The 23,483-nt window shown below is 51.6% G+C and carries 13 protein-coding genes, 1 other RNA gene and 9 pseudogenes; 11 read left to right on the top strand and 12 right to left on the bottom strand.

Annotated features, from left to right (window positions below):
* The first annotated feature begins 161 nt into the window (after nt 1-161).
* The 4 genes and pseudogenes from lon (at nt 162) to AACL06_RS05155 (ending at nt 5,583) form a co-directional block, all read left to right on the top strand.
* Nucleotides 162-2,540, top strand: a complete 2,379-nt coding sequence (lon, locus tag AACL06_RS05170) for an endopeptidase La (RefSeq protein WP_339038212.1) — start codon at nt 162-164, stop codon at nt 2,538-2,540.
* 192 nt (nt 2,541-2,732) lie between these two features.
* The gene (gene hupB, locus AACL06_RS05165) at nt 2,733-3,005 is read left to right on the top strand and encodes a nucleoid-associated protein HU-beta (protein ID WP_339038210.1); all 273 of its coding nucleotides are present in this window, start codon (nt 2,733-2,735) and stop codon (nt 3,003-3,005) included.
* Nucleotides 3,006-3,187: 182 nt separating this feature from the next.
* Entirely contained in the window at nt 3,188-5,074 is a 1,887-nt protein-coding gene (ppiD, locus tag AACL06_RS05160) for a peptidylprolyl isomerase (protein WP_339038208.1), read from the top strand.
* A gap of 133 nt (nt 5,075-5,207) precedes the next feature.
* Nucleotides 5,208-5,583: pseudogene (locus AACL06_RS05155) on the top strand (ComEA family DNA-binding protein).
* 610 nt (nt 5,584-6,193) lie between these two features.
* Here AACL06_RS05155 and queC read toward each other — a convergent pair.
* The 3 genes and pseudogenes from queC to AACL06_RS05140 all read right to left on the bottom strand — a co-directional run bounded on the left by queC (nt 6,194) and on the right by AACL06_RS05140 (nt 7,826).
* Nucleotides 6,194-6,892 carry a 7-cyano-7-deazaguanine synthase QueC gene (gene queC / locus AACL06_RS05150; protein ID WP_339038206.1) on the bottom strand — a complete coding sequence of 233 codons (699 nt, stop codon included), beginning with the start codon at nt 6,890-6,892 and terminating at the stop codon, nt 6,194-6,196.
* Nucleotides 6,893-7,166: 274 nt separating this feature from the next.
* Nucleotides 7,167-7,552, bottom strand: a pseudogene (locus tag AACL06_RS10560) (SgrR family transcriptional regulator); the annotation flags it as partial.
* Between the two features lie 61 nt (nt 7,553-7,613).
* Nucleotides 7,614-7,826 carry a hypothetical protein gene (locus AACL06_RS05140; RefSeq protein ID WP_339038202.1) on the bottom strand — a complete coding sequence of 71 codons (213 nt, stop codon included), beginning with the start codon at nt 7,824-7,826 and terminating at the stop codon, nt 7,614-7,616.
* Nucleotides 7,827-7,890: 64 nt separating this feature from the next.
* Between AACL06_RS05140 and AACL06_RS05135 the strand changes: the two are divergent.
* Nucleotides 7,891-8,191, top strand: a pseudogene (locus tag AACL06_RS05135) (IS110 family transposase); the annotation flags it as partial.
* 728 nt (nt 8,192-8,919) lie between these two features.
* Here the strand turns inward: AACL06_RS05135 and AACL06_RS05130 are convergent.
* From AACL06_RS05130 to AACL06_RS05120, 3 genes are read right to left on the bottom strand one after another with little or no spacing between them, the layout of a single operon-like run.
* Nucleotides 8,920-9,798: a metal ABC transporter substrate-binding protein gene (locus tag AACL06_RS05130; RefSeq protein WP_339038200.1), complete on the bottom strand. Its 879-nt coding sequence runs from the start codon at nt 9,796-9,798 to the stop codon at nt 8,920-8,922.
* A 27-nt stretch (nt 9,799-9,825) separates the two neighbouring features.
* Entirely contained in the window at nt 9,826-10,683 is an 858-nt protein-coding gene (locus tag AACL06_RS05125) for a metal ABC transporter permease (RefSeq protein WP_339038298.1), read from the bottom strand.
* Nucleotides 10,680-11,393, bottom strand: a complete 714-nt coding sequence (locus AACL06_RS05120) for an ABC transporter ATP-binding protein (protein ID WP_339038198.1) — start codon at nt 11,391-11,393, stop codon at nt 10,680-10,682. Before AACL06_RS05120 ends, AACL06_RS05125 begins: the two co-directional genes overlap by 4 nt.
* Nucleotides 11,394-12,050: 657 nt before the next feature.
* On the opposite strand from AACL06_RS05120, the pseudogene AACL06_RS05115 reads away from it, so the two are divergent.
* From AACL06_RS05115 to AACL06_RS05100, 4 genes and pseudogenes are all read left to right on the top strand, one after another.
* Nucleotides 12,051-12,512 (top strand): annotated as a pseudogene (locus AACL06_RS05115) (Lrp/AsnC family transcriptional regulator).
* Between the two features lie 92 nt (nt 12,513-12,604).
* Complete coding sequence (locus tag AACL06_RS05110) at nt 12,605-14,380, top strand: SmdA family multidrug ABC transporter permease/ATP-binding protein (RefSeq protein ID WP_339038196.1); 1,776 nt, start codon at nt 12,605-12,607, stop codon at nt 14,378-14,380.
* Nucleotides 14,373-16,145 carry a SmdB family multidrug efflux ABC transporter permease/ATP-binding protein gene (locus tag AACL06_RS05105; protein WP_339038194.1) on the top strand — a complete coding sequence of 591 codons (1,773 nt, stop codon included), beginning with the start codon at nt 14,373-14,375 and terminating at the stop codon, nt 16,143-16,145. Before AACL06_RS05110 ends, AACL06_RS05105 begins: the two co-directional genes overlap by 8 nt.
* A gap of 236 nt (nt 16,146-16,381) precedes the next feature.
* Nucleotides 16,382-16,624: pseudogene (locus AACL06_RS05100) on the top strand (P-II family nitrogen regulator); the annotation flags it as partial.
* Here the strand turns inward: AACL06_RS05100 and AACL06_RS05095 are convergent.
* A pseudogene (locus AACL06_RS05095) lies at nt 16,620-16,826 on the bottom strand (MGMT family protein); the annotation flags it as partial. The pseudogenes AACL06_RS05100 and AACL06_RS05095 sit on opposite strands and share 5 nt — an antisense overlap.
* Before the next feature lie 186 nt (nt 16,827-17,012).
* Here AACL06_RS05095 and ffs point away from each other — a divergent pair.
* Nucleotides 17,013-17,109, top strand: an RNA gene (gene ffs, locus AACL06_RS05090) — signal recognition particle sRNA small type.
* A gap of 416 nt (nt 17,110-17,525) precedes the next feature.
* On the opposite strand, the pseudogene AACL06_RS05085 reads toward ffs, so the two are convergent.
* From AACL06_RS05085 to AACL06_RS05070, 4 genes and pseudogenes are all read right to left on the bottom strand, one after another.
* Nucleotides 17,526-18,485: pseudogene (locus tag AACL06_RS05085) on the bottom strand (IS5 family transposase).
* Nucleotides 18,418-18,579 (bottom strand): hypothetical protein, encoded by a 162-nt coding sequence (locus tag AACL06_RS05080; RefSeq protein ID WP_339036508.1) that lies wholly within the window; start codon nt 18,577-18,579, stop codon nt 18,418-18,420. The pseudogene AACL06_RS05085 and the gene AACL06_RS05080 overlap by 68 nt, the downstream one beginning before the upstream one ends.
* Nucleotides 18,580-19,321: 742 nt before the next feature.
* Entirely contained in the window at nt 19,322-19,804 is a 483-nt protein-coding gene (gene folA / locus AACL06_RS05075; protein WP_339038192.1) for a type 3 dihydrofolate reductase, read from the bottom strand.
* A 153-nt stretch (nt 19,805-19,957) separates the two neighbouring features.
* Nucleotides 19,958-20,151 (bottom strand): annotated as a pseudogene (locus tag AACL06_RS05070) (threonine/serine exporter family protein); the annotation flags it as partial.
* A 172-nt stretch (nt 20,152-20,323) separates the two neighbouring features.
* Between AACL06_RS05070 and AACL06_RS05065 the strand changes: the two are divergent.
* The gene (locus AACL06_RS05065) at nt 20,324-20,491 is read left to right on the top strand and encodes a hypothetical protein (protein WP_339038190.1); all 168 of its coding nucleotides are present in this window, start codon (nt 20,324-20,326) and stop codon (nt 20,489-20,491) included.
* Here AACL06_RS05065 and carB read toward each other — a convergent pair.
* Nucleotides 20,456-23,445 (bottom strand): annotated as a pseudogene (gene carB, locus AACL06_RS05060) (carbamoyl-phosphate synthase large subunit). The gene AACL06_RS05065 and the pseudogene carB sit on opposite strands and share 36 nt — an antisense overlap.
* Between the last annotated feature and the right edge of the window lie 38 nt (nt 23,446-23,483).

Below are 23,483 nucleotides of genomic sequence, written 5' to 3'. Positions count from 1 at the left end.
ATGGGGGATTTTATCCCCCATCTCTCTTTCCTGTATTCTGGCTGTTGAATGTCAGCCACTCGTCCCCATATACTCACAACTAGATTTTATGAAACGTGTGATGCTGACGTCTTATGAGATCCCCCTAAACCTGGCGGAAATTAAAACTAAGAGAGAGTTCTATGAACCCTGAGCGTTCCGAACGCATTGAAATCCCCGTTTTGCCATTGCGCGACGTGGTGGTTTATCCGCACATGGTGATCCCGTTATTTGTTGGCCGGGAAAAATCGATTCGTTGCCTAGAAGCAGCAATGGATCATGATAAACAGATCATGCTGGTGGCACAGAAAGAGGCCTCAACGGATGAGCCTAGCATTAATGATTTATTCTCTGTCGGCACCGTAGCGTCGATTCTACAGATGCTGAAGCTGCCGGACGGCACGGTCAAAGTGCTTGTGGAGGGCCTCCAGCGTGTGCATATCACCACGCTTTCCGACAGCGGTGAGTGTTTTACTGCCCAGGCGGAATACCTTAAGTCACCGGCGATTGATGAGCGTGAGCAGGAAGTACTGGTGCGTACTGCGATCAACCAGTTTGAAGGCTACATCAAACTGAACAAGAAGATCCCCCCGGAGGTGCTGGCTTCACTCAATAGCATCGACGATGCCGCACGTCTAGCGGATACTATCGCCGCGCATATGCCGCTGAAGCTTAACGACAAGCAGTCGGTGTTGGAGATGTTCAATACTACTGAACGCTTGGAATACCTGATGGCGATGATGGAATCGGAAATCGACCTGCTACAGGTAGAAAAACGCATTCGTAACCGCGTCAAAAAACAGATGGAAAAAAGTCAGCGCGAATACTATCTGAATGAGCAAATGAAGGCGATTCAGAAAGAACTCGGCGAGATGGATGATGTGCCGGATGAACATGAAGCGATAAAACGCAAGATCGCAGCGGCAAAAATGCCAAAAGAAGCGCGTGAAAAAACCGAAGCTGAACTGCAAAAGCTGAAAATGATGTCGCCGATGTCTGCTGAAGCGACCGTGGTGCGTGGCTATATCGACTGGATGCTGCAAGTGCCGTGGAATACGCGCAGCAAGGTGAAAAAAGACTTACTCAAGGCGCAGGAAGTGCTCGATACCGATCACTATGGCCTGGCTCGCGTCAAAGATCGCATTCTTGAGTATCTCGCCGTGCAGAGCCGCGTCAGCAAAATCAAGGGGCCAATCCTGTGCCTGGTGGGGCCTCCAGGCGTGGGGAAAACCTCGCTGGGCCAGTCTATCGCCAAGGCAACCGGGCGTCAGTATGTGCGTATGGCATTGGGCGGCGTGCGGGACGAAGCAGAAATTCGCGGACATCGGCGCACTTACATCGGCTCAATGCCAGGTAAGCTTATCCAAAAAATGGCTAAGGTCGGGGTGAAGAACCCGTTGTTCCTGCTAGATGAGATCGACAAAATGTCTTCCGACATGCGCGGTGATCCGGCTTCTGCACTACTTGAGGTGCTGGATCCGGAACAGAACGTGGCGTTTAATGATCACTACCTGGAAGTGGATTATGATCTGTCCGATGTCACGTTCGTCGCTACCTCAAACTCGATGAATATCCCTGTGCCGTTGCTGGATCGTATGGAAGTGATCCGCCTGTCGGGTTACACCGAGGATGAAAAGTTCAACATTGCCAAGCAGCATTTGTTGCCGAAGCAGCTTGAGCGCAACGCGTTGCAGCAAAGCGAACTGGTGGTTGATGACAGCGCCATTATCGGCATTATCCGCTATTACACCCGTGAAGCCGGGGTGCGTAGTCTGGAACGCGAAATTTCCAAGCTGTGCCGTAAAGCGGTGAAAACGCTATTGATGGACAAAAAAGTCAAACATATCAAAATCAATGGCGACAACTTGAAAGATTATCTGGGTGTGCAGCGCGTTGACTATGGCCGTGCGGACACCGAAAACCGCGTAGGCCAGGTTACTGGCTTGGCGTGGACGGAAGTGGGCGGCGATTTGCTAACCATCGAAACTGCTTGTGTGCCGGGAAAGGGTAAACTAACCTACACCGGTTCCTTGGGTGAAGTGATGCAGGAATCGATCCAAGCTGCGCTGACCGTGGTACGTGCGCGCGCAGAAAAATTGGGTATCAACGCTGATTTCTATGAAAAGCGCGACATTCATGTCCATGTGCCAGAAGGTGCGACGCCGAAAGACGGGCCGAGTGCCGGTATTGCGATGTGCACCGCGCTGGTTTCCTGCCTGACTGGCAACCCAGTACGTGCTGATGTAGCAATGACCGGTGAGATCACCCTACGTGGTCAAGTGTTACCGATAGGTGGCCTGAAAGAGAAGCTGCTGGCGGCGCATCGCGGCGGCATCAAAACCGTGCTGATCCCGCATGAGAACAAGCGCGATCTGGAAGAAATGCCGGACAACGTTATCGCCGATCTGGAGATTCATCCGGTACAGAGAATTGATGAGGTTTTGAACATTACCTTGCAAAATCCAGCCTTCGGCGCACTACCAGTCTCAGTAAAAACGGTGACGAAGAGCAAAAGCCATTGATAAAACTTATGCTGATAAGCCATTTCTTACTTGCCAGTATTTTTTTGTGCCGCTAAGTTAGCCACTGTCGGCCTGTGTTTGACCTAGAAGTCGGTGGCTTACCAAGATTCGACGGGACTGATATAACCGCTGCGCTGCTGCAACCGTAAGTCTTTCTCGGTGCGGCGATAGAATTCTAGAGGGGATGATAGAGTGAATAAGTCACAACTGATCGGCAATATTGCCACAGGTGCCGATATTTCCAAAGCGGTAGCCGGGCGCGCTTTAGACGCAGTAATTGCTTCTGTTACAGACTCCTTGAAAGCAGGGGATGATGTGGCTTTGGTGGGTTTCGGCACCTTCACTGTGCGTGAGCGTTCGGCGCGTACTGGCCGCAACCCACAAACGGGGAAAGAGATCACTATCTCGGCAGCCAAAGTTCCGTCTTTCCGCGCAGGGAAAGCGCTTAAAGACGCAGTCAATTGATAGCTTGTGTCTAACCGTATAGCGAAACAGGTATGGCAATAAACAATCACCTGACGTAAAGCGACTGGTAAGGTAATATACAAGGCGCATCGTAACGATGCGCCTTGTATATTTTTGTCGCAGGGGAGGACCCCCTGCACTAAGGGTTGTTAATCCACATCACAGCGGAGTGTTGTCACACTATGATGGAAAATTTACGCGCGGCTGCAAATCACGTGGCGCTCAAAATCATCTTGGCCCTGATCATCCTGTCATTAATTTTGACCGGGGTGGGTAATTACCTGATCGGCGGCTTCGGCGATTATGCGGCGAAAGTAAATGGTCAGGTGATTGAACGCGCTCAACTGGAACAGGTTTTCCAAAGCGAACGCCAACGCATGCAGCAGCAACTGGGTGACCAGTTCTCTGTACTGGCTGGCAATGAAGGCTATATGCAGCGGATGCGCCAGCAAGTGCTATCACAACTGATCGATAACATGCTGCTGGCCCAATACGCCAAGAAATTAGGTCTGAGCGTCAGCGACGAGCAGATCAAAAATGCCATCCGCAAGACCCATTACTTCCAGACCGACGGCCAATTCGATAACGCCAAATATCTCGACTTGCTCGGTAGCATGGGGTACACCGCAGATGATTTCGCGCAGTCCATGCGTAAGCAGTTGGTTAACCAGCAAGTGATCCAAGCCTTCGGCGAGTCTGTTTTCATGCTACCTGCTGAGTCCCAGGCCATGGCGGCGTTGCTGTTGCAGCAGCGAGATGTGCGCCTCGCGATGATTGATCTGAGCGCGTTGCAGGCTAAGCAGAACGTCAGTGACGACGAGCTAAAAGCCTACTACCAACAGAACCAGAATAGCTTTATCGCACCTGAGCAGATCAAGGTGAGTTATATCTCGATAGACGCCGTGTCCATGCAAGACAAAGTGAAAGTCAGTGATGCAGACATTAGCGCCTATTACGATCGGCACAAAAGTAGCTATGGCCAGCCGGAGCGCAAGAACTACAGCGTGATCCAACTAAAAACCGAGAAAGAAGCCAACGCCGTGCTCAGTGAGCTGAAAAAAGGCGGTGATTTTGCCATCCTGGCGAAGGAAAAATCTACCGATATCATCTCACGCAGCACTGGTGGTGAACTGGGCTGGCTGGAGCCGGAAACCACTGCCGACGAGCTGAAAGAAGCTCACCTGACTGAAAAGGGCAAACTGTCCAGCGTAGTGAAGTCTTCCATCGGCTATTTGATCGTGCGTCTGAATGATATCGAGCCTGAGAAAATGAAGCCGCTGAGCGACGTGTATGAGACCATCGCCAAACAGGTTCGTCAGGAAAAAGCGCTAGATGCCTATTACGCGCTGCAACAGAAGGTGAGCGCAGCGGCGACCAGCAACAACGAATCCCTGGCCTCGGCTGAAGAAGTAGCCGGCGTGAAAGCGGCGCAAACTGGCTGGTTCACCCGCGAAAGCATTCCCGCCGTGCTGAACTTCAAACCGGTAGTGCAGTCGATCTTCGACGGTTCACTGATTGGCGAGAACGGTGCACCGGGCAGTAACTCTGACGTGATTAGCGTGGAGGGTGATCGGGCATTTGTGGTGCGCGTGACTACCCACAAAGCGGAAGGCATTGAACCTTTCGATCAGGTTAAAGATCGCGTAGCAGAACGGGTAAAACACAACAAAGCGCTGGAAAAAGCGAAACTGCAAGGCGAGCAGCTGTTGGTAGAGTTGAAGCAGGGCAAGGGCGACGAGGCTATGAAAGCCGCTGGTCTGAGCTTTGGCAGCGTGCAAAAGATGGTGCGTGCTTCAGAAGATAACCCGTTGGTGGAAAATTTGTTTGCACTGCCGCACCCACAGGAAGGTAAACCGGTTTATGGCATGTCGCAGGATCGTCAGGACAATGTGGTGTTGATCGCGCTTGATGTTGTTAAACCAGGCTCGTTACCAGCCGATGAAATGAAAAATTTCGTCAGCAAGATGGAACAAAGTGCCGCCAGCGGCACCTTCTACTCTCTGCTGGCGAGCCTGCGTAAAGACGCCAAAATCAAGATGGGTGCCGCTGAGCAGTATCAACCTCAGTAACCACGGCATTTTTATGTAACGCATTGCAATAACCCAAGGCCGCTTTCGCGGCCTTTCCCACATATCTAAAATCTGCCGATTGCTGAACATTTGCTACTGCGGCAAAGTGAGCCTGCTGTTAAATACAAGGAGAATACAGCATGCAACTTACAGAAAAAAAGCGCTTTATGATTATGGGATCTACACTTGGGTGTTCCTGATGTGCCTGATGGCTTCATCGGTCGCGATAGCTGAAAAAGTATCGCCGTCGCCGATGTTTTCGCAGCCAGCAGCTAAACCCAGGACAAGGTAAGGTGATGCCGGTGGCAGGTGAGGCTGCAGTGAGCATTAATCAAACAGGTGCTTAGCAGTTGGCCAGAATACTTAAAGGCATTGGCCTGAAAAAGGCTGAAAGCATAGTTCGTTACCGCGAGCAGAATGGGCCTTTCACTCAGATTGAGCAGTTGCAGGAAGTGCCGGGCATCGGGCCGGAGCTGTTTGAAAAGAACCGATCTCGCTTGAAAATATGATCCTGTTAGCGCTTGCGCGGCAAAGCACTACTGCAGCAGTTCTTTTGCTACTATATTTTATCGGTCTTATCAGCTTAATTTATTGACGAAATGGGTGAGGGGGTCGTACATGGCCCCTTCTTTCTATAATCATTAGTGGATACGTATGAGTAGCCAAATGGGGGCTAGGCTGTATTCCATCATTGACCGTAGCGTCGTAGACCTAAAAGCCGTTAATCAAGGCAGAAGGTGCAAGGGCATTGCGGACCTATGTTCAAGCCCGACAACGCGGAGTACCAGCTTTGGGGTTTCCCCCCTAAGGGCTGGGGCAATTTAGGCACCCAAGGTGACGCACTGCTTATTTGGCCCACCAAACCTCACCAGTCTGCGCCTTGCTGGATGTTCAAATGATCTCCAGCGATGCTCACGGGCCATTGCTGGACACAGCCTAATGGCAAGAGCAGCATCTGAAACCAAAGAGTGGTGATACTATATGCACTACATTTGCAACGGCTTGAAAACCTAGTGGGGGCTGACGGCTGATGATTGAGGGGCAACTGGGCGAACACTGGCAGATGCTCACGTAACTGGAAGAGAATCAATAAAGCAAACTCTTAACCACCGTTATTTTTCATGCTAGACCGGTTTTCTGCTTCAGAGCCGCCATCACTTCCGTCTTGTTGAGTTGGTACTGCGCCAGGCCGTTTGCCCGCAGGTGGCATGCCGCGCACTCACCGCAGCCATCGCCTTTAATTCCGTTGTAGCAGGTCAGTGTGTCTTGACGCACCAGAGCCAACTGATGGTAGTAATCTGCCAGCGCCCAGGTTTCTGCCTTATTCAGCCACATCAGCGGCGTTTCGAAGCGAATATGGCGGGCGATGCCTAGCACGATCGCCTGATTCAGCGCTTTGATAAACTCGTTTCGGCAGTCGGGGTAACCTGAGAAATCAGTTTCGCAGACGCCAGTGATGACTGTTTCTGCTGCTATCTGGTAGGCGTAAATCGCCGCCAGCGTTAGGAACAAAATATTACGGCCCGGCACAAAGGTGCTTTGCAGCGCATTTTTCTGGTTGAGGTTATAGGCGGGAACCGGAATGTTGTCACGGGTCAGGCTGCTGATCGCCAGTTTGTTTAGCAAACCTACATCCAGCACCTTATGCGCCTTGGTACCAAGTGTTAACGACAGCTCTTGTGCTACCGCGATCTCGGCATGATGGCGCTGACCGTAATCGAACGTGACGCAGTGAACCTCGTCATATTGTTGTAATGCCTGGATCAAGCAGGTCGTGGAATCTTGTCCACCGCTGAAAATGACAACTGCACGCTTCATACGATCACCTTATTATTGGATTTTGCCTTTTCCGATATACCGGCCATATTTCAAGTTGTCGGTGTGTTACCTTTCCTGGCTCAACCTAGTCACTTAACGATGTAAGCGCTTGCCGTCTTCCTGTAACTCGAATTATTTAGGGTATATACCATTGGGCAGTAGGATAAAAATGCGTTGCAGCGGCGATGGTAGCAGAAATAATGGTATGGCACAGGGGAGAAGCCTATGTTAAGCCTGCGGAGGGTTGCTCTGGGTTATCTACTCGCGGCGGCCCCTACAGAAATCGAAACCAGCCATGGGCAGTCAGCGTTATGCCATGAATACGCGGCTGCGCGCTGATTTAATATTGATAATGGCGCTAGGGAGGGATGATGACAGCACGTATCAACTGCCAATAGTAACTTTTCAACTGCTCTAAGCGCGGTGCCAGAAGTGGCTGAATTTGCCGCAGCCATCTCCCGTTGCCGCTGTCCTCGTTCTGTGGTCAAGACGCCGCACTACCGGGTATTTTACTGCAAGCGACTCTCCAGCGTCACTTCAGGCACCTCGCCGAGCAGGTTATCCACCTGCCGCAGGTCGGCCTGGGCGATTTGTGCCAGGCTCTGCCAGCGCTTGCCGGGGGTAATAGCGTGCTTCCAGTACGTAGCCGTGCTGCGCCAGTTACGGCTGAATGATGAGTTTTATTACAGATTTTCAGGTATCGCTACTCGGGTTTTTATACTTACAGCCTTGGCTTAATGAGCTGACTTTTTTTTAAGCTCGCCGCTTTGTTGCTATAGAGCGTCAGTAAAATTCCGATTAATAATGGCAGAATAAGCCACAGTGAGGCGTTGCTGATAGTGGCATTTTTAACCATTTTTTCAACGCCAATAGCGATAAGTGGAAAGACCAGAAATACGGCGTTGTTGAATAAATCAAACTTTTGCTTTGCCAAGGAATGTCGCTATTTTGACAAAAGGAGAGTGATCTAATCCTCGTGGCGGCCAAAAGTTCGATTTATTCAACAACGCCTCGATCTCGGTAAACATTCTTTCCACATTCATTAGCCAAGATAAGTCAGGTAAAGCGCTTCCGCGTAATAAGTTTACGCGCACAAAGCTAATGCAGTTTTTGGCGAAATGCCCGTCCTCGGTTGTTGTTATGGAAGCTTGTGCTGGAGCACACTTTATGGCGCGGCGTATCAGTGATAGCATCCATAAAGCAAAACTTATCTCTCCGCAATTTTTGCGCCCGTTTGTTAAGAGCAATAAAAATGATTTTGTTGATGCAGAGGCGATATGTGAAGCCGCATCCCGGCCGTAAATGCATTTTGTCCAGCTGAGAAATGAGGTTCACCAGGCGCATAACTCATCGAGGCGCGGGCATCCCTCCCTTCCCACAGAGACGCCGGATAGATTTAAGCAAGCCCACCATTCGTCAAAAATCAGTGTTGCGAAATGGGGGTGACCATAGATTTTTATATACGCCGTGCATGGCGCGTTACACGTGAGCGCAACCAGTCTGACTGTGGTGATCAAGTTTGTTACTTGGAGATGAAAGTCCTCTACACACCCGGCAAAAGGAAGTGTTAGCCAACTGCCAAGTGTGCTCTGTGTGAGAGGAGACCTGAAGGAAGCTGCAGATCTCGTACAACAGTGTCTGTGGTTCAAGGTCTAACGGCGGAAGGTTCGCTGCCTATTATGGAGGAACAAGAAAAGGCCGTATGCCTGAGCAAAAAGGCTAATGAGAAACGGACTCACAAAGGAAAGAGTGTGGATATCAGCGGTAAACCAACGAGGTCTGTGGTGGAACTCAGGGGCAAGCCACATTAACCCTCTATGTTCCCGAAGCAAGGGTTCTCAAAAGCCTGGGAGGGGGGGTTATCACTACGGGAACTCCAGCGTCAGTTCCAGCGTTAACAATGAGCCACCGTATACGGAACCGCACCTATGGTGGTGTAAGAGAACGGCAGGAGTAACCCCGCCTTCTACTCTATAGAGAAGCTAAACACTAAAAGCGCCCTGCCATATTAACAAGACTGATAATCATTACTTCATGCTAGCGAGCAATACATCGACATTATGTTTGAATACCTGCACATAGGTCGCTGCTGGGCCATGTGTACTTGATAATGCCTCTGGATACAACTCCCCACCCGCCTTGGCCCTAGTGGCAGCCGCAATTTGCTTTACCAGGCGCGAGTCAGTTTGGTTATCAATAAAATAGGCGCTGACCTTTTCCTGCTTGATCTGCTTAATCAAGCTGGCTACGTCGCTGGCACTGGCTTCAGCTTCGGTAGAAAAACCAACCGGGGCAAGGAAGGTGACACCATACTCATGCCCAAAGTAACCAAAAGCATTGTGGCTGGTTAGCACCTTACGTTTCTCTAGCAGCACCGCAGCAAACTGCGTTTTAGCCCACAGATCCAGCTTTTGCAACTGCTGAATAAACTCCGTTCCTCGCTGGCGGAAATAGTTGGCGTCTTGCGGATCGGCAGCAATCAGGGCATTCATCACATTAGTGGCGTACTGAACGCCATTTTTCATACTATTCCAGGCGTGAGGATCGGTCATTTTCTCACCATTTTCTTCCATCTGCCGCGTGTCAATCCCCTGTGAAGCGATGATTACCCGTCCTTGATAACCCGAAGCGCTAACCAAACGATCGAGCCACCCTTCCAACCCTAGGCCGCTAACGAACACCACGTCAGCCTGTGACAACAACTTGCTGTCCTGCGGTGAAGGTTCAAAGCTGTGCGGATCGCCGCCTGGCCTTACCAGCGTGCTAACTTTGACGTGCTCTCCCCCCACTTGCTTGACAATATCACTGAGGATAGAAAAGCTGGCAACGGTATAGACAGTCTTCGCCATTGCCAGTGGGCTGGACAGCAGAACAGCGACTGCCAGCAATATAGGTAAACGTTTCATACTTTTTCCTCCTGGAAGTAGCACTTCTCAACGGCGCGCGCAAGAGTAGATCCCGCCGAACGACCCAAATAAAATCGAAACAAAAAAGATCATGCTGGCGCTCAGCACGATGGCCGGGCCAGCAGGCAGCGAGGCGTAATACGACCATTCCAGACCAATCAGGCTGGAAAGCATACCGATCCCCATCGCCACCGCCAGCATATATGGCAAATTACGCGCCCAGAAACGCGCACTGGCAGCGGGCAGCATCATCAGCCCCACCGACATCAAAGTGCCGAGGATTTGAAAACCAGCCACCAGATTGATCACCACCAGCGCAAGAAACAGCCCATGTATCAGCGTTAGCCAGCGCGGCGCACTGACCCGCAGAAAAGTAACATCAAAAGACTCAATCACTAACGCACGATACAGCGCCGCTAAAGCCAATAATGAAAAGCTGGCTATCGCACCAACCATCAAAATGGCATGAGTCCCAACCGCCAAAATCGAGCCAAACAGCACATGTAGCAGATCAACGCTGGAACCACGCAACGATACAAGCGTCACTCCCAGTGCCAGAGAACCAAGGTAAAAACCGGCGAAGCTGGCATCTTCCTTTAACGGCGTGCGGCGGCTGACCAAACCTGACAACATCGCCACGGCCAACCCAGCAATAAACCCACCAACCCCCATCGCCACCAGCGACATGCCGGAAATCAGATAGCCTATCGCCGCACCAGGCAATACTGCATGAGAAAGCGCATCACCAACCAGACTCATACGCCGCAGCAATAGAAAAATCCCCAATGGTGCTGCACTGAGAGACAGCGCCAAACAGGCCACCAAAGCACGGCGCATAAAACCAAAGGATACGAAGGGATCAAGCAACAGGTGAAGCAGCGTCATGACACCACCGCCATCTGGCACTGAGGTTGGCTGGCAATATTCAACGCTGGAATATGTTCCAAAATCCGATCAGCATCTCCCCAATGGCAACACTGCGGCGTCAACAGCAGTACCTGAGGGAAATGATTGGTCACCAGCGACATATCGTGCAGCACGGCGATCAGCGTCCGTCCCTGCCGGTGCAGTTGCTCAATAACCTGTACCAACAATTGGGTGGTAGCGCTGTCGATACCAGTGAAAGGTTCGTCCAGTAAAATCAGCGGTGCCTGCTGTACCAACAGACGCGCAAACAATACCCGTTGCAACTGACCACCGGATAGTTCCCCCACCGGTCTGCTCGCCATCGCAGTCATACCCACGAACTCCAGTACCTCGGCAATATGCCGCGACGCACACTTGCTCAACGCACCGAACATGCCATTTTTCGCCCAGTTTCCCATCGCAACCAAATCGCTGCCCCGTATCGGGAACTGACGATCCAGCTCCGTCTGCTGAGGCAAGTAGGCCATTCGTGGCGGTTGAGTGCCACTGAAATGCAGGCTACCGCCTTGCAAGGGCTGTAGCCCAACCAACGTTTTTAGCAATGTGGATTTGCCCGTGCCATTAACCCCTACGACCGCCGTCAGAGAGCCGGTAGAAAAATGGCCACTAAGCGGTGGGAACAGCGGTACACTGCCATAACCGATCTCGGCCTGTTGCAACGTGATCATGGCAACGCTACAGCCCAACGAATGCCCAGCCATAGCAAAGCTAACAGCACAACGGCAATTTCGCAGCGCAGTACTGCTGAGGCGGTGAACAAGGTATTAAATGATGTTTCGGTGTCATATCGAGATGTCGATGTCAATTTCATGGCTAACAAGAATAAAGAGAAAATGTGTGATGTAATAATATTACATCACATACCCTGTATCAACTCAAGCCTTCTCCCATCAATAATACAACGAAACGCTACCACTGCCCGTTAGGTCAATACCGACTAAATACCTGCGCTAAATAGTAGATCACAGAAGGAACTCAATCCAGTTTGAGCGATCTGATCAATGGACAAACATCACAAACCCTCACAACTGGACTGAGTAATGTCGAGCATAGCACCCATACCCCGACATGAACGACTTTAGATGCAAAAAATTATCCAGAAAACACCAAAATTATGCCAGACGTCTTATCGTTATGTTGATGTTACACGGGGCTTTGTTGAATAAATCAGATTTGGAATAAAGAGTCCCCTGAAAGATGCCCCTTCAGGGGACTCTTTATTCCAAATCTGATTTATTCAACAAAGCCCAATAATTAGGAAAGAATATTGCTTTTCAACCTTCATTTTTGTTTGAATGGAGAAAAATTTTCTCTGGATTGGCGATATGCTAGATAAAACAGACCGTAAGCTGCTATTTATTTTTCAGCAGGACTACACCCAATCGCTACAGGCGCTGGCCGAAGCGGTCAATTTAACCTCCACTCCATGCTGGAAACGGCTGAAACAGCTGGAAGATGAAGGCTATATCCGTGGCTGAGTGGCGCTGCTGGACAACGAAAAGTTGGGTCTAGGGCTGACTGCCTTTGTGCTGATTAAAACCCAGCAGCACAGCAGCGAGTGGTATCGGACGTTTGTTCAACTGACTGCCCAAATTCCCGAGGTGTTAGCGTTCTACCGCATGGCGGGTGAATACGACTACTTGATGCAATTAGAAGTGGCGGATATGAAGAGCTACGACATCTTTTACAAGCGGCTAGTCAACGGCGTGCCAGGCCTGGTTGACGTCACTTCTAGCTTCGCCATGGAGAAAATAAAATATACCACCGCGCTGCCAGTGCCAGAGTGAAAAGTTCACCAAACTGACGCTGCATCGGTGGTATCCTGCTGTGTTGGAGCAGAGCAAAAGATAAAACCTATTCAATCATGGAATCAAACTGTGTGAGATTATTTGCTCAAATCGGTTGGTATTTTCGCCGAGAATGGCACCGCTACCTGGAGGCAGTGGTGCTGCTGATCGTTATCGCTATTCTGCAACTGTTACCGCCCAAACTGGTAGGCATTATCGTGGATGGTGTCACCGAAAAAAAGATGTCGACCGGCGTGCTGATGGCATGGCTTGGGCTGATGCTTGGCTCCGCGATTATTATTTACCTACTGCGCTACCTGTGGCGGGTATTGCTGTTTGGCGCGTCTTATCAGTTGGCCGTAGAGCTACGCGAGAATTTCTACCGTCGGCTTAGTTACCAGAACCCGGCCTTCTACCTGCGTCACCGCACCGGCGATCTGATGGCGCGTGCCACCAACGACGTGGATCGGGTGGTGTTTGCTGCTGGTGAAGGCGTGTTGACACTGGTGGACTCACTAGTGATGGGGGTGATAGTGCTGGTGGTGATGAGCACCCAAATTAGTTGGAAACTGACACTCCTGTCTTTGATCCCAATGCCGCTGATGGCGATCGCTATCAAATATTACGGCGGCCAACTGCATCAGCGCTTTAAATCGGCACAGGCGGCGTTTTCCAGCCTGAATACGCAGGCGCAGGAAAGTATGACCAGCATCCGCATGATCAAAGCCTTTGGTCTGGAAGATCACCAGTCCAAGCAGTTCGCCGAAGTGGCGGTGCAGACAGGTGCGAAGAACATGCATGTGGCGCGGGTTGACGCATGCTTTGACCCGACGATCTATATCGCCATCGGCACCTCTAATCTGTTGGCTATTGGCGGCGGCAGTTGGATGGTAGTGAACGGTTCTCTAACTCTGGGGCAGTTGACCAGCTTTGTGATGTATCTCGGCCTGATGGTTTGGCCGATGTTAGCGCTGGCTTGGATGTTCAATATCGTTGAACGCGGCAGTGCCGCATACAGCCGTATCTGTAGCCTGCTTGCAGAAGCACCGACGGTACAAGATGGTCAACTGCCGCTGCCTGCTGGCCGTGGCGTATTGGTGGCGGATATCCGAGCATTTCATTACCCAGAGAGTAAGCTGTCTGCGTTGCACAAGGTCATGTTGAGGCTAGAGCCTGGGCAGATGCTAGGGTTGTGCGGGCCAACGGGGGCCGGTAAATCGACGCTGTTGTCACTGATCCAGCGCCAGTTCGACGTTGACGCTGGTCAGATAAGCTACCACTGCTTGCCGCTGAGCCAGGTCAAGCTTGATGATTGGCGTTCGCGGTTGTCGGTGGTCAGTCAGACGCCATTCTTATTCTCCGACAGCGTGGCGAACAATATTGCGCTAGGCAATCCGGGAGCGACGCAAGAGCAGATTGAACAGGCGGCGCGGATGGCCAGCGTGCACGAGGATATCCTGCGTCTGCCACAGGGCTATAAAACTGAAGTGGGCGAACGCGGTGTGATGCTCTCTGGTGGTCAAAAGCAGCGTATTTCCATCGCACGTTCGCTGTTACTGGACACAGAGATCCTGATCCTCGACGATGCACTTTCAGCAGTAGATGGTCGTACTGAGCACCAAATTCTGTATAACTTGCGCCGTTGGGGGCAGGATCGCACGCTGATTATCAGTGCGCACCGGCTGTCGGCATTGACCGGAGCTAGCGAGATCCTGGTGATGCAGCATGGTAGCGTGGCGCAGCGTGGTGAACACCCAGTGCTGGCGACTCAGCCAGGTTGGTATCGCGATATGTACCGCTACCAGCAGTTGGAGGCGGCGCTGGATGAAGTGCCGGACTGCGGTGAGGAAGCGTTAGCCAATGAATAAAGTGCAAAAGCTGTGGCCGACGCTAAAACGGCTGCTGGCTTACGGATTTCCATACCGCAAACCGCTTGGGATTACAGTGCTGATGCTATGGGTGGCGGCAGCGGCGGAAGTCGCTGGGCCAATCTTGATCAGCTATTTTATCGATAACTACGTTGCCAAAGGGCAACTGCCGCTGGCAATCGTCGGCGGGCTGGCGACGACCTATGTACTGCTGGAACTGCTGGCGGCGGCGCTGCATTATTTCCAGGCGCTGTTTTTCAATCAGGCGGCGGTGGGGGTGGTGCAGCGTTTGCGCACCGATGTGATGGACGCCGCGCTGCGCCAGCCGCTCAGTGCCTTCGACACCCAGCCGGTCGGGCAGTTGATCTCACGCGTTACCAACGATACCGAGGTTATCAAGGATCTTTACGTGATGGTGGTCTCCACTGTGCTGAAAAGTGCCGCGCTGATCGGTACCATGCTGGTGGCAATGTTCATCCTCGACTGGCGCATGGCACTGGTGGCGATCTGCATCTTCCCGGCAGTACTCGTGGTAATGGGCATCTATCAGTACTACAGTGCGCCGATCGTGCGGCGGGTGCGCAGCTATCTGGCGGATATCAACGACGGTTTTAATGAAGTTATTAACGGCATGAGTGTCATCCAACAATTCCGTCAGCAGATCCGCTTCGGTGAGCGTCTGCGCGCAGCCAGTAAAATGCATTACACCGCGCGCATGCAAACTCTGCGGCTGGACGGTTTTCTACTGCGGCCACTAATTAGCTTGTTTTCGATGCTGGTGTTGTGCGGCCTGTTGATGCTGTTCGGCTTGAGCGGTGAAGGTGCGATAAGCGCCGGCGTATTGTATGCCTTTATCAATTATTTGGGGCGCTTGAACGAACCGCTGATCGAGCTGACCTCGCAGCAGTCTATTTTGCAGCAGGCGCTGGTGGCTGGCGAACGCGTCTTTGAACTGATGGATCGCTGCCAACAGCGTTATGGTTCGGAAACTTATCCGCTGACCAGCGGCAGCATCGATGTTAAAGACCTGAGTTTCGCCTATCGCGCGGATAAAAAGGTGTTGCAGCATATTTCATTTTCGGTGCCTAGGTGCGGTTTCGTGGCGCTAGTCGGCCACACCGGCAGCGGCAAGAGCACATTGGTCAACCTGCTAATGGGCTACTATCCAGTCAATGAAGGCGAGGTGCGCCTCGGCGGCCGTCTGCTGTCCAGTCTATCGCATCGTGCGCTGCGTCAGGGTATGGCCATGGTGCAGCAGGAGCCAGCGGTGATCGCCGAATCGGTGCTGGCCAATATCACGTTAGGGCGTAATATCGACGAAAAAACGGTTTGGCAGGCGCTGGAGACGGTGCATTTGGCCGATCTGGTACGCGGCTTTCCACTGGGCATTCACACCAGGCTGTGCGAGCAAGGTAATAACTTGTCGGTCGGCCAAAAACAACTGCTGGCGATGGCACGGGTACTAGTGCAGGCACCGAAGATCCTGATCCTCGACGAGGCGACGGCCAACATTGATTCGGGAACCGAGCAGGCCATCCAGCATGCGCTGCGTCTGATCCGTGAGCGCACCACGCTGATAGTGATCGCCCACCGTTTATCGACTATTGTCGATGCTGACTCAATTCTGGTGCTCCACCGTGGCCACGTAGTAGAGCAGGGCAATCATCTGCAACTGCTGGGGCAGCAGGGGCGCTACTACCAGATGTATCAATTGCAACAGGTGGGTGAGGCGCTTTTGGCCCGCGAGGAAAGCAAATCCGCTTGATCCCAGGAGAGTGGGGCGTAGCTCCTCAAGTCCCTTCCGCGCCTTTTTCCGAAGCATTACGCACCAAAATAGTGTGCAATATTTGAGTGATGACTGGCGGTAAGGCGCTACATTCCTCAAGGTTGTCGGTCCACAGAGTCATTTGCTGAATTCATGTACTAAACCATCTATGGCATAGTTTTTGCTTGATAAATTCTGTATCAGGGTGAGTTTGAGCTTTTAGTAGAGGAACAATTATGAAGCTGGTGACCGTAGTGATCAGACCATTCAAGCTGGAGGATGTGCGTGAAGCCTTATCGGCTGTAGGTATTCAGGGGCTGACTGTCACTGAAGTAAAAGGCTTTGGCCGCCAGAAAGGACATGCTGAGCTTTATCGTGGCGCAGAATACAGCGTCAACTTCCTACTTAAAGTAAAGATTGACATCGCCATTGCCGACGACCAATTGGATGACGTGATTGATATCATTAGCAAAGCTGCCTGTGCCGCTGAAAGTCTTCGCCCTGCTGCGAAATTTGTCCATGGCGATTCATCACCCGATGCCAGGATAGGGTGCTGCCTTCCGGCAAACGTCGTAATACACCGCCGACCTGACGCGCTGCGCGCGGCAATCCCGCCAGCCGTGCGACTTCACCGTAGGTGGTGATCTTGCCACAAGGAATGGCGGCCACCACATGGAACACGCGTTGGCTAAGGAGGGGGCTATGGGGTGCATTTTGTTTCCCTGCGCGAGTAAAATATCAGGTAGAGAGTATGCTATAGGTGAAACGAGTAAGAAAACAGCAGTTGGTTTTGCTTGGCTTGCTATTTGACGAACCATCACTGATAATGCCAGCGCTTTGAAGTACAAAAGCAGTCAATGGGGGCCTTATTGGTTCTCGCGCAACACTAAATTGTGGACTCGGTCAGATCCGGAAGGAAGCAGCCGCAGCAGGTAACGTGTGTGCCGGGATGTAGCTGGCAGGGCCCCCACCAAATTTAGTGATTAATCAATATTCGGTGCATTATACTTCTAGATATTACACTTTTATTATCACTTGGGGTGCTAACTTTCCTCAGCACTTTCTCTCCCACCAAGGCATGCAGTTCTACCGTATGACAAGCATAATTGGTCGTCAGCCAGCGTTTTCAGACGGTGCGGCAACCGCTGGCCGAAGACTTCCTTCGGCTATATCAAATTTTAGCACTGGGCAAAGGTTTTACTGCTGTCGCAGCGAGATTAACAGTGTTTGTGCAGCACAACGATTCGTAGGCGGGTTTTAGCCGTTTAATGTTGGCTGAAAGCCACCGCCTGAATTCAACCGCCCCCTATCCGATGGATTTTTCGATGCGTTATATCGTGTTCAAATTTTGCCAGGGTTATTTTACCATGGCTTTATACCCTACCGGGTCTTTGTTGAATAAATCGGATTTGGAATAAAGAGTCCCGTGAATGGGCATCTTTCAGGCAAGGAGTACACTTTCAGCATACCGGCGAGCGGCATCTTGTTTAATGCATAGATCATGGCCAGCGCCTCTGCAACTTGCCCATCATAATCTCGCCGCGACAGGTGACCACCAAATAGCTGTTTTACTCTGTACCTCGCTGTTGCCGCTATCGAACGTCGGTGGTAGCCTGTGATACTTTTCCACCGTGTGTTGTCTCCGGTAACGCGCTGGTTCGCCACCGCTTGATTTCGTTCTGCATACTGCCGACCAATAACGGGCTCGCTTCTCGGCGGTATTAACACCTTGAGCTTCTTGCCCCTTAACTCATCATCACACACTCGCGTATCCTAAGCCCGATCCGCCTAGGCGACTTTGATTTTACGGTACCTCTGGCGGATAAGACCTGGGAAAGCTTCGGTATCGGTGACATTGCTCAAGGAAAGGTCAGCACAGATGACCTCATGTGTTTCTGTATCTACGGCCAAATGCAGTTTTCGCCAGATCCGCCGTTTTTCCTGACCGTGTTTTTTTACCATCCACTCCCCTTCACCCAACATGTTGAGCCCGCTAGAGTCGATAACGAGGTGCGCAATTTCACCCGGCGTTGGGGTTTTAAACGGGACATGGCCGGACTTCGCCCGCTTACTGATACAGGTGTCGTCCGGGCAGTTCAACGGCACTTTAATCAGTGTGACAATGGAGTCGACGAAGCCCTGGAGGGCGCGAAGTGTCAGGCCGAAAATCCGTTTCAGCATCAATACGCTGGTGATTGCCATATCGGAATAATGCGGTGTGCGACCACGCAGAGAAGGTTTTGCCTCGCAGTACCAGGCGTGAAGTGCCGTTTCATCCCCCCAGCAAGTGAGTGAACCCCGAGTGATAAGGGCGTTGTTGTAAGCCTTCCAGTTGGTGATGTTGAACTTTTGCTGGGCCACGGAATGTCGCTATGTTGACAGAAGGAGAGTGATCGGATCCTCGTCCCGGCCAAAAGTTCGATTTATTCAACAACGCCTATACGACGCTGTATATCATTGCTTTCTTCCTTTTCCATTTTATCCATGTCGAACAGCCAGGCTTTGAAAGCTCTCTTGCTGATATAGCAAAAGCGGCGATGAGGGCATCATAATAAAGGTGGGGAGGTTATCTCAAATAAGTACTGATAAATCCTATTTATCGCAGCTTAGAATATGCGACTTTCTCGGCGTAAATGATACTCTACTGGCTCTTAGCAGAGTCAGTGATGGTCACTGTGCATTGTCCGACTTTGACATGATTAGTGATAATTGGCTGTTGAAAGAGGAAATCGAGCGCCAAATATTGGCGATGGAACTCCCTACGGACCATTTCTTGCCCTGTGACGTATTAAGCGGTAGTCAGCTTACACGTCTTGCTTTGCATAAACTTTTTCGGTCAGGTTACAGATACCGGATACGTGATGAATCAGGAAATCATCTGGACATGGAGTCGAGAAAACTGTTAGCTCAGGCGTTGAATGATTTACCGGCTGCGTTCTTATCGTTAGTCACGATCAGGATTTTATTAATGTCATCAATATAGATGGCGTCATTCCATTGAGAGAAATGTGATTTTTATTAGTTACGATTTGATGAATCTGTCACGGAACTGCTGAACCAAAATCTGATTTGTTCAACAAAGCCGAGCAGAAATGATTACCGCCCCGCATGAGCTCACAGAGACGTCATAAGGCGCAATCCTTTGCGCCCTCATGATTAGGTTGAATGCCCAACAATCAGCAGCGTTCCAAGATCTCGAAGCAATAGCTATGAGAATTCAGTTCGTCTGCATCGTGGAATTCTCTGAACAAGGTTTCCCATTCGTACGGTTCATAATCTGGGAAATGAGTATCGCCACCAACTTCAGCATCAATATGCGTCAGGTACATGCGATTAGCGCGTACGAGGAACTGGCTATAAATACGCCCACCACCCACCACCATCACTTCTTCCACGTTCCCAGCAGCAGCCAATGCATCATCCAGAGAACTCACCCAGGTAACCCCAGACTCGCTGCCCAAACGGCTGCTCAATACAATGCTATGCCGCCCCGGTAATGGGTAGCCAATGGATTCAAAGGTTTTGCGCCCCATAATGACCGGCTTATTCAACGTATTGCGTTTAAACCACGCCAAGTCGGCCGACAGGTGCCACGGCATGGCGTTTTCCATACCAATAACACGCTCCGCCGCCAAGGCAGCAATCAGGCTGATAATCATTGTTTAACCCTGTGTAGGCAGCAAATTGCTCACACTATACGTAAAGGCTCCTCTGCGGTCGATAGGCGAATCAAGCAGGATGGGTAGATGAAATGGTCTATTGACTCACCAGCGATGAGTCGCGGCTGGGTTTCATACACCTGGGCGTTTAGGCTAAAGCCACAGGCCGATAGACAGTACACTGTCGATAGCACTGGCTTTAAGAAAATGGGTGATCATGGTTTCTATCCACGCCTCACTATAGCCCAGGTGCCAGATCTCCACCACCATAATTATCGCGGTATAGGCGGAAATGCCGGGGAACATTGGGACCCCGCTTAGACGGTAAACACCTTCGGGTAGGCTAGCGACTAGGAGATACCGATCATGCCGATAAAAACCGCCGTCAGCAACAACGCCTACTTAGAGCCTATGCCAGTAGGCGTACATTGTTGCAGCCAGTTTGGGCAAGGACAGCGCGCAACCACCGCAGTGTACAAAGGGAGTCCTTGAGGAGGGTGCGCACCGCCCAGAACCAAAATGGCAAATAAAATTGCCTACTGGAACAGGTTATTAATGTTGATGCCGGCATGCAGCATCAGCATATGCGCCCCCTTCCGCACCCCCTCCCCAAGCGACGCGGCGAAGGCCGAGAGTTATGGCATCACGCAATTACTTGCCGAGGCGCGCGTGCATTTCCTGCACTGAGATCACCTGCTCATTCGGATCAGCCTTCAACGCCATCGCGGTGGCGAAACCGCCGTTCAGCGTGGTGTCGTAGTGCACCTTATTTGCAGCGCACTGCGACGAATCAGCTTGGAATCTTCAATCGCCTGGCGACCCGCAGTGGTGTTGACGATATAGGTGTACTCGCCATTTTTGATACGGTCTTGAATGTGCGGGCGGCCTTCGTGCACCTTGTTGACCAGGCGTGGGTTGATACACGCTTCGCCCAGTACTATAGCAGTGCCGTGGGTCGCATCCAGCTTAAAGCCCTGCTGCAATAGGTGGATGTCCAGATCCACCACCCGCACTTTGTCGCCTTCACGCACCGATATCAGCGCACGGCCTTGTTTCTCCATGCCTGACTGTCTGCTAAGCATCGCCTTGGAGAAGGCTTCAGCAAAGGTGCGTCCCACCCCCATCGCTTCCCAGATAGAGCGCATTTTTGGCCCGAGGATCGGATCAACACCAGGAAATTTGTTAAATGGCAGCACCACTTCTTTCACCGAGTAGTACGCGGAATAACCTCTTCGGTGACACCCTGCTCAGCCAGTGTTTTGCCCACCATTACCCATGCAGCAACCTTGGCTAACTTCACACCGGTAGCTTTGGAGACGAACGGCACAGTACGTGCGGCACGCGTGTTAACTTCAATCAGGTAGACTTTATAGGTTTTTCACCGCGAATTGCACGTTCATCAGGCCGCGTACTTGTAATTCAAACGCCAGTTTTGCTACCTGCTGGCGCATTATGTCCTGACTGTCCTTACTTAGGGTGTATGCTGGCAAAGAACACGCGGCGTCACCAGAATGCACGCCTGCCTGTTCAATGTGTTCCATGATGCCGCCAATCAGTACACGCTCACCATCACAGATAGCATCGACATCCACTTCCACTGCGTCATTCAGGAAGCAATACAACAGCACCTGAGCATCGTTAGAGACGATGACTGCATTTTGGAAGTAACGGCGCAAGACGATTTTTCAACGGGGTCTGGCCACCATATTGCACGATCACCCCCTTTGGCTGCTCGATACGTACGATTTCCAACACGTATTCCAGTACAACCGGCTCGAAGTACAGACGATCGGAGGTGTCATAGTTGGTAGAGACGGTTTCCAACCATGATGGTCTCGTAGCCGTCTTCGCGCAGCGCTAGCGAGGCGTATACGCAGCAATAGTCGAACTCGATACCCTGGCCGATACGGTTCGGCCCACCGCCCAGAACTATCACTTTTCGGCGGCCGTGTGTCGGGTTGGATTCGCACTCTTCTTCATAGGTGGAGTACATGTAGGCGGTGTCGGTGGCGAATTCTGCCGCACAGGTATCTACGCGCTTGTAAACTGGGTGTAGGCTGTTTCTGTGGCGCAGCTTGCGAATTTCGCTCTCGGCGACATCCACCAATTTTGCCAAACGCGCATCGGCAAAACCTTTGCGCTGCATGGTGCGCAAAAAGCCCGGTGTCAGGCCATTGAGGCCGACTTCCGCCACCTGCTCTTCCAAACGTATCAGCTCTTTAATTCCAAACGTACCAGCTCTTCAATCTGCACCAGGAACCAGCGGTCGATATTGGTTAGGTTGAATACGCCATCGACTGAAAGGCCAGCACGGAAGGCATCTGCGATGTACCAAATGCGATCCGCACCGGCATCTTTCAGTTCGCGGCGGATGATGGTCAATGCTTCTGGATCATCAAGGCTCACTTTCTGGTCGAAGCCAGTGTCATCCACTTTCAAGCTACGCAACGCTTTCTGTAACGATTCCATAGCCATCACTTCACCGACCGACTTCATCTGGGTGGTTAGGCGGTCATTGGCTCCGGCGAATTTCTCAAAATTGAAAAGAGGGATTTTCGTCACAACATAGTCGATGGACGGTTCACATGACGCTGGCGTGCGACCGCCGGTGATGTCGTTCATCAGTTCGTCAAGGGTGTAGCCCACCGCCAGTTTGGCGGCAACCTTAGCGATCGGGAAGCTGGTGGCTTTCGAGGCCAACGCAGAAGAACATGACACACGAGGGTTCATTTCGATCACGATCAAACGGCCGGTTTTCGGGTTGACCGAGAATTGCACGTTGGAGCCGCCAGTTTCTACGCCGATTTCACGCAGCACCGCCATCGAAGCGTTACGCATGATTTGGTATTCTTTGTCGGTCAGAGTTTGAGCTGGCTCGACGGTAATGGAGTCGCCGGTATGGATGCCCATGGCGTCAAAGTTTTCGATCGAGCAGACGATTATGCAGTTGTCGTTTTTATCGCGCACCACTTCCATCTCGTACTCTTTCCAACCGATCAGCGATTCGTCGATCAGCAGTTCTTTGGTCGGCGAAAGGTCGAGGCCGCGTTGGCAGATCTCTTCAAATTTCTCACGGTTATAGGCGATGCCGCCACCAGTGCCACACATGGTGAAAGAAGGGCGGATGATGCAGGGGAAACCCACCTCAGCAGCCACTGCCATCGCTTCTTCCAGGGTATGGGCGATGCTAGAACGCGCGGTGTCCAGGTCGATTTTTTTCATCGCCATATCGAAACGGCGTCGGTCTTCAGACTTGTCGATAGCATCCGACAGTGGCACCGATCATCGTCACCCCAAACTCGGCCAGCACGCCTTGACGCTCCAGTTCCATCGCGCAATTCAACGCCGTCTGGCCGCCCATAGTCAGTAGCACCGCGTCCGGGCGCTCTTTCTCGATCTCGATGATTTTGCGCCCCACTTCCCAGTGGATTGGCTCAATATAGGTTGCATCGGCCATTTCTGGGTCTGTCATGATGGTGGCTGGGTTGGAGTTGACTAGAATGATGCGGTAACCCTCTTCACGCAGCGCTTTACACGCCTGAACACCTGACACCTAAGTAGTAGAACTCACACGCCTGGCCGATAACGATCGGGCCAGCGCCAAGGATCAGGATGCTTTTTATGTCGGTACGTTTTGGCATTTTTTATTGCTCCTGATTATTTGGCGTTAGAATGGTAA

The organism is Serratia symbiotica (Periphyllus acericola), assembly GCF_964019515.1.
Classification (GTDB): domain Bacteria; phylum Pseudomonadota; class Gammaproteobacteria; order Enterobacterales; family Enterobacteriaceae; genus Serratia; species Serratia symbiotica_D.
Note: the sequence above shows the minus strand (reverse complement) of the source record. Positions and strands in the feature narration are given on the sequence as shown.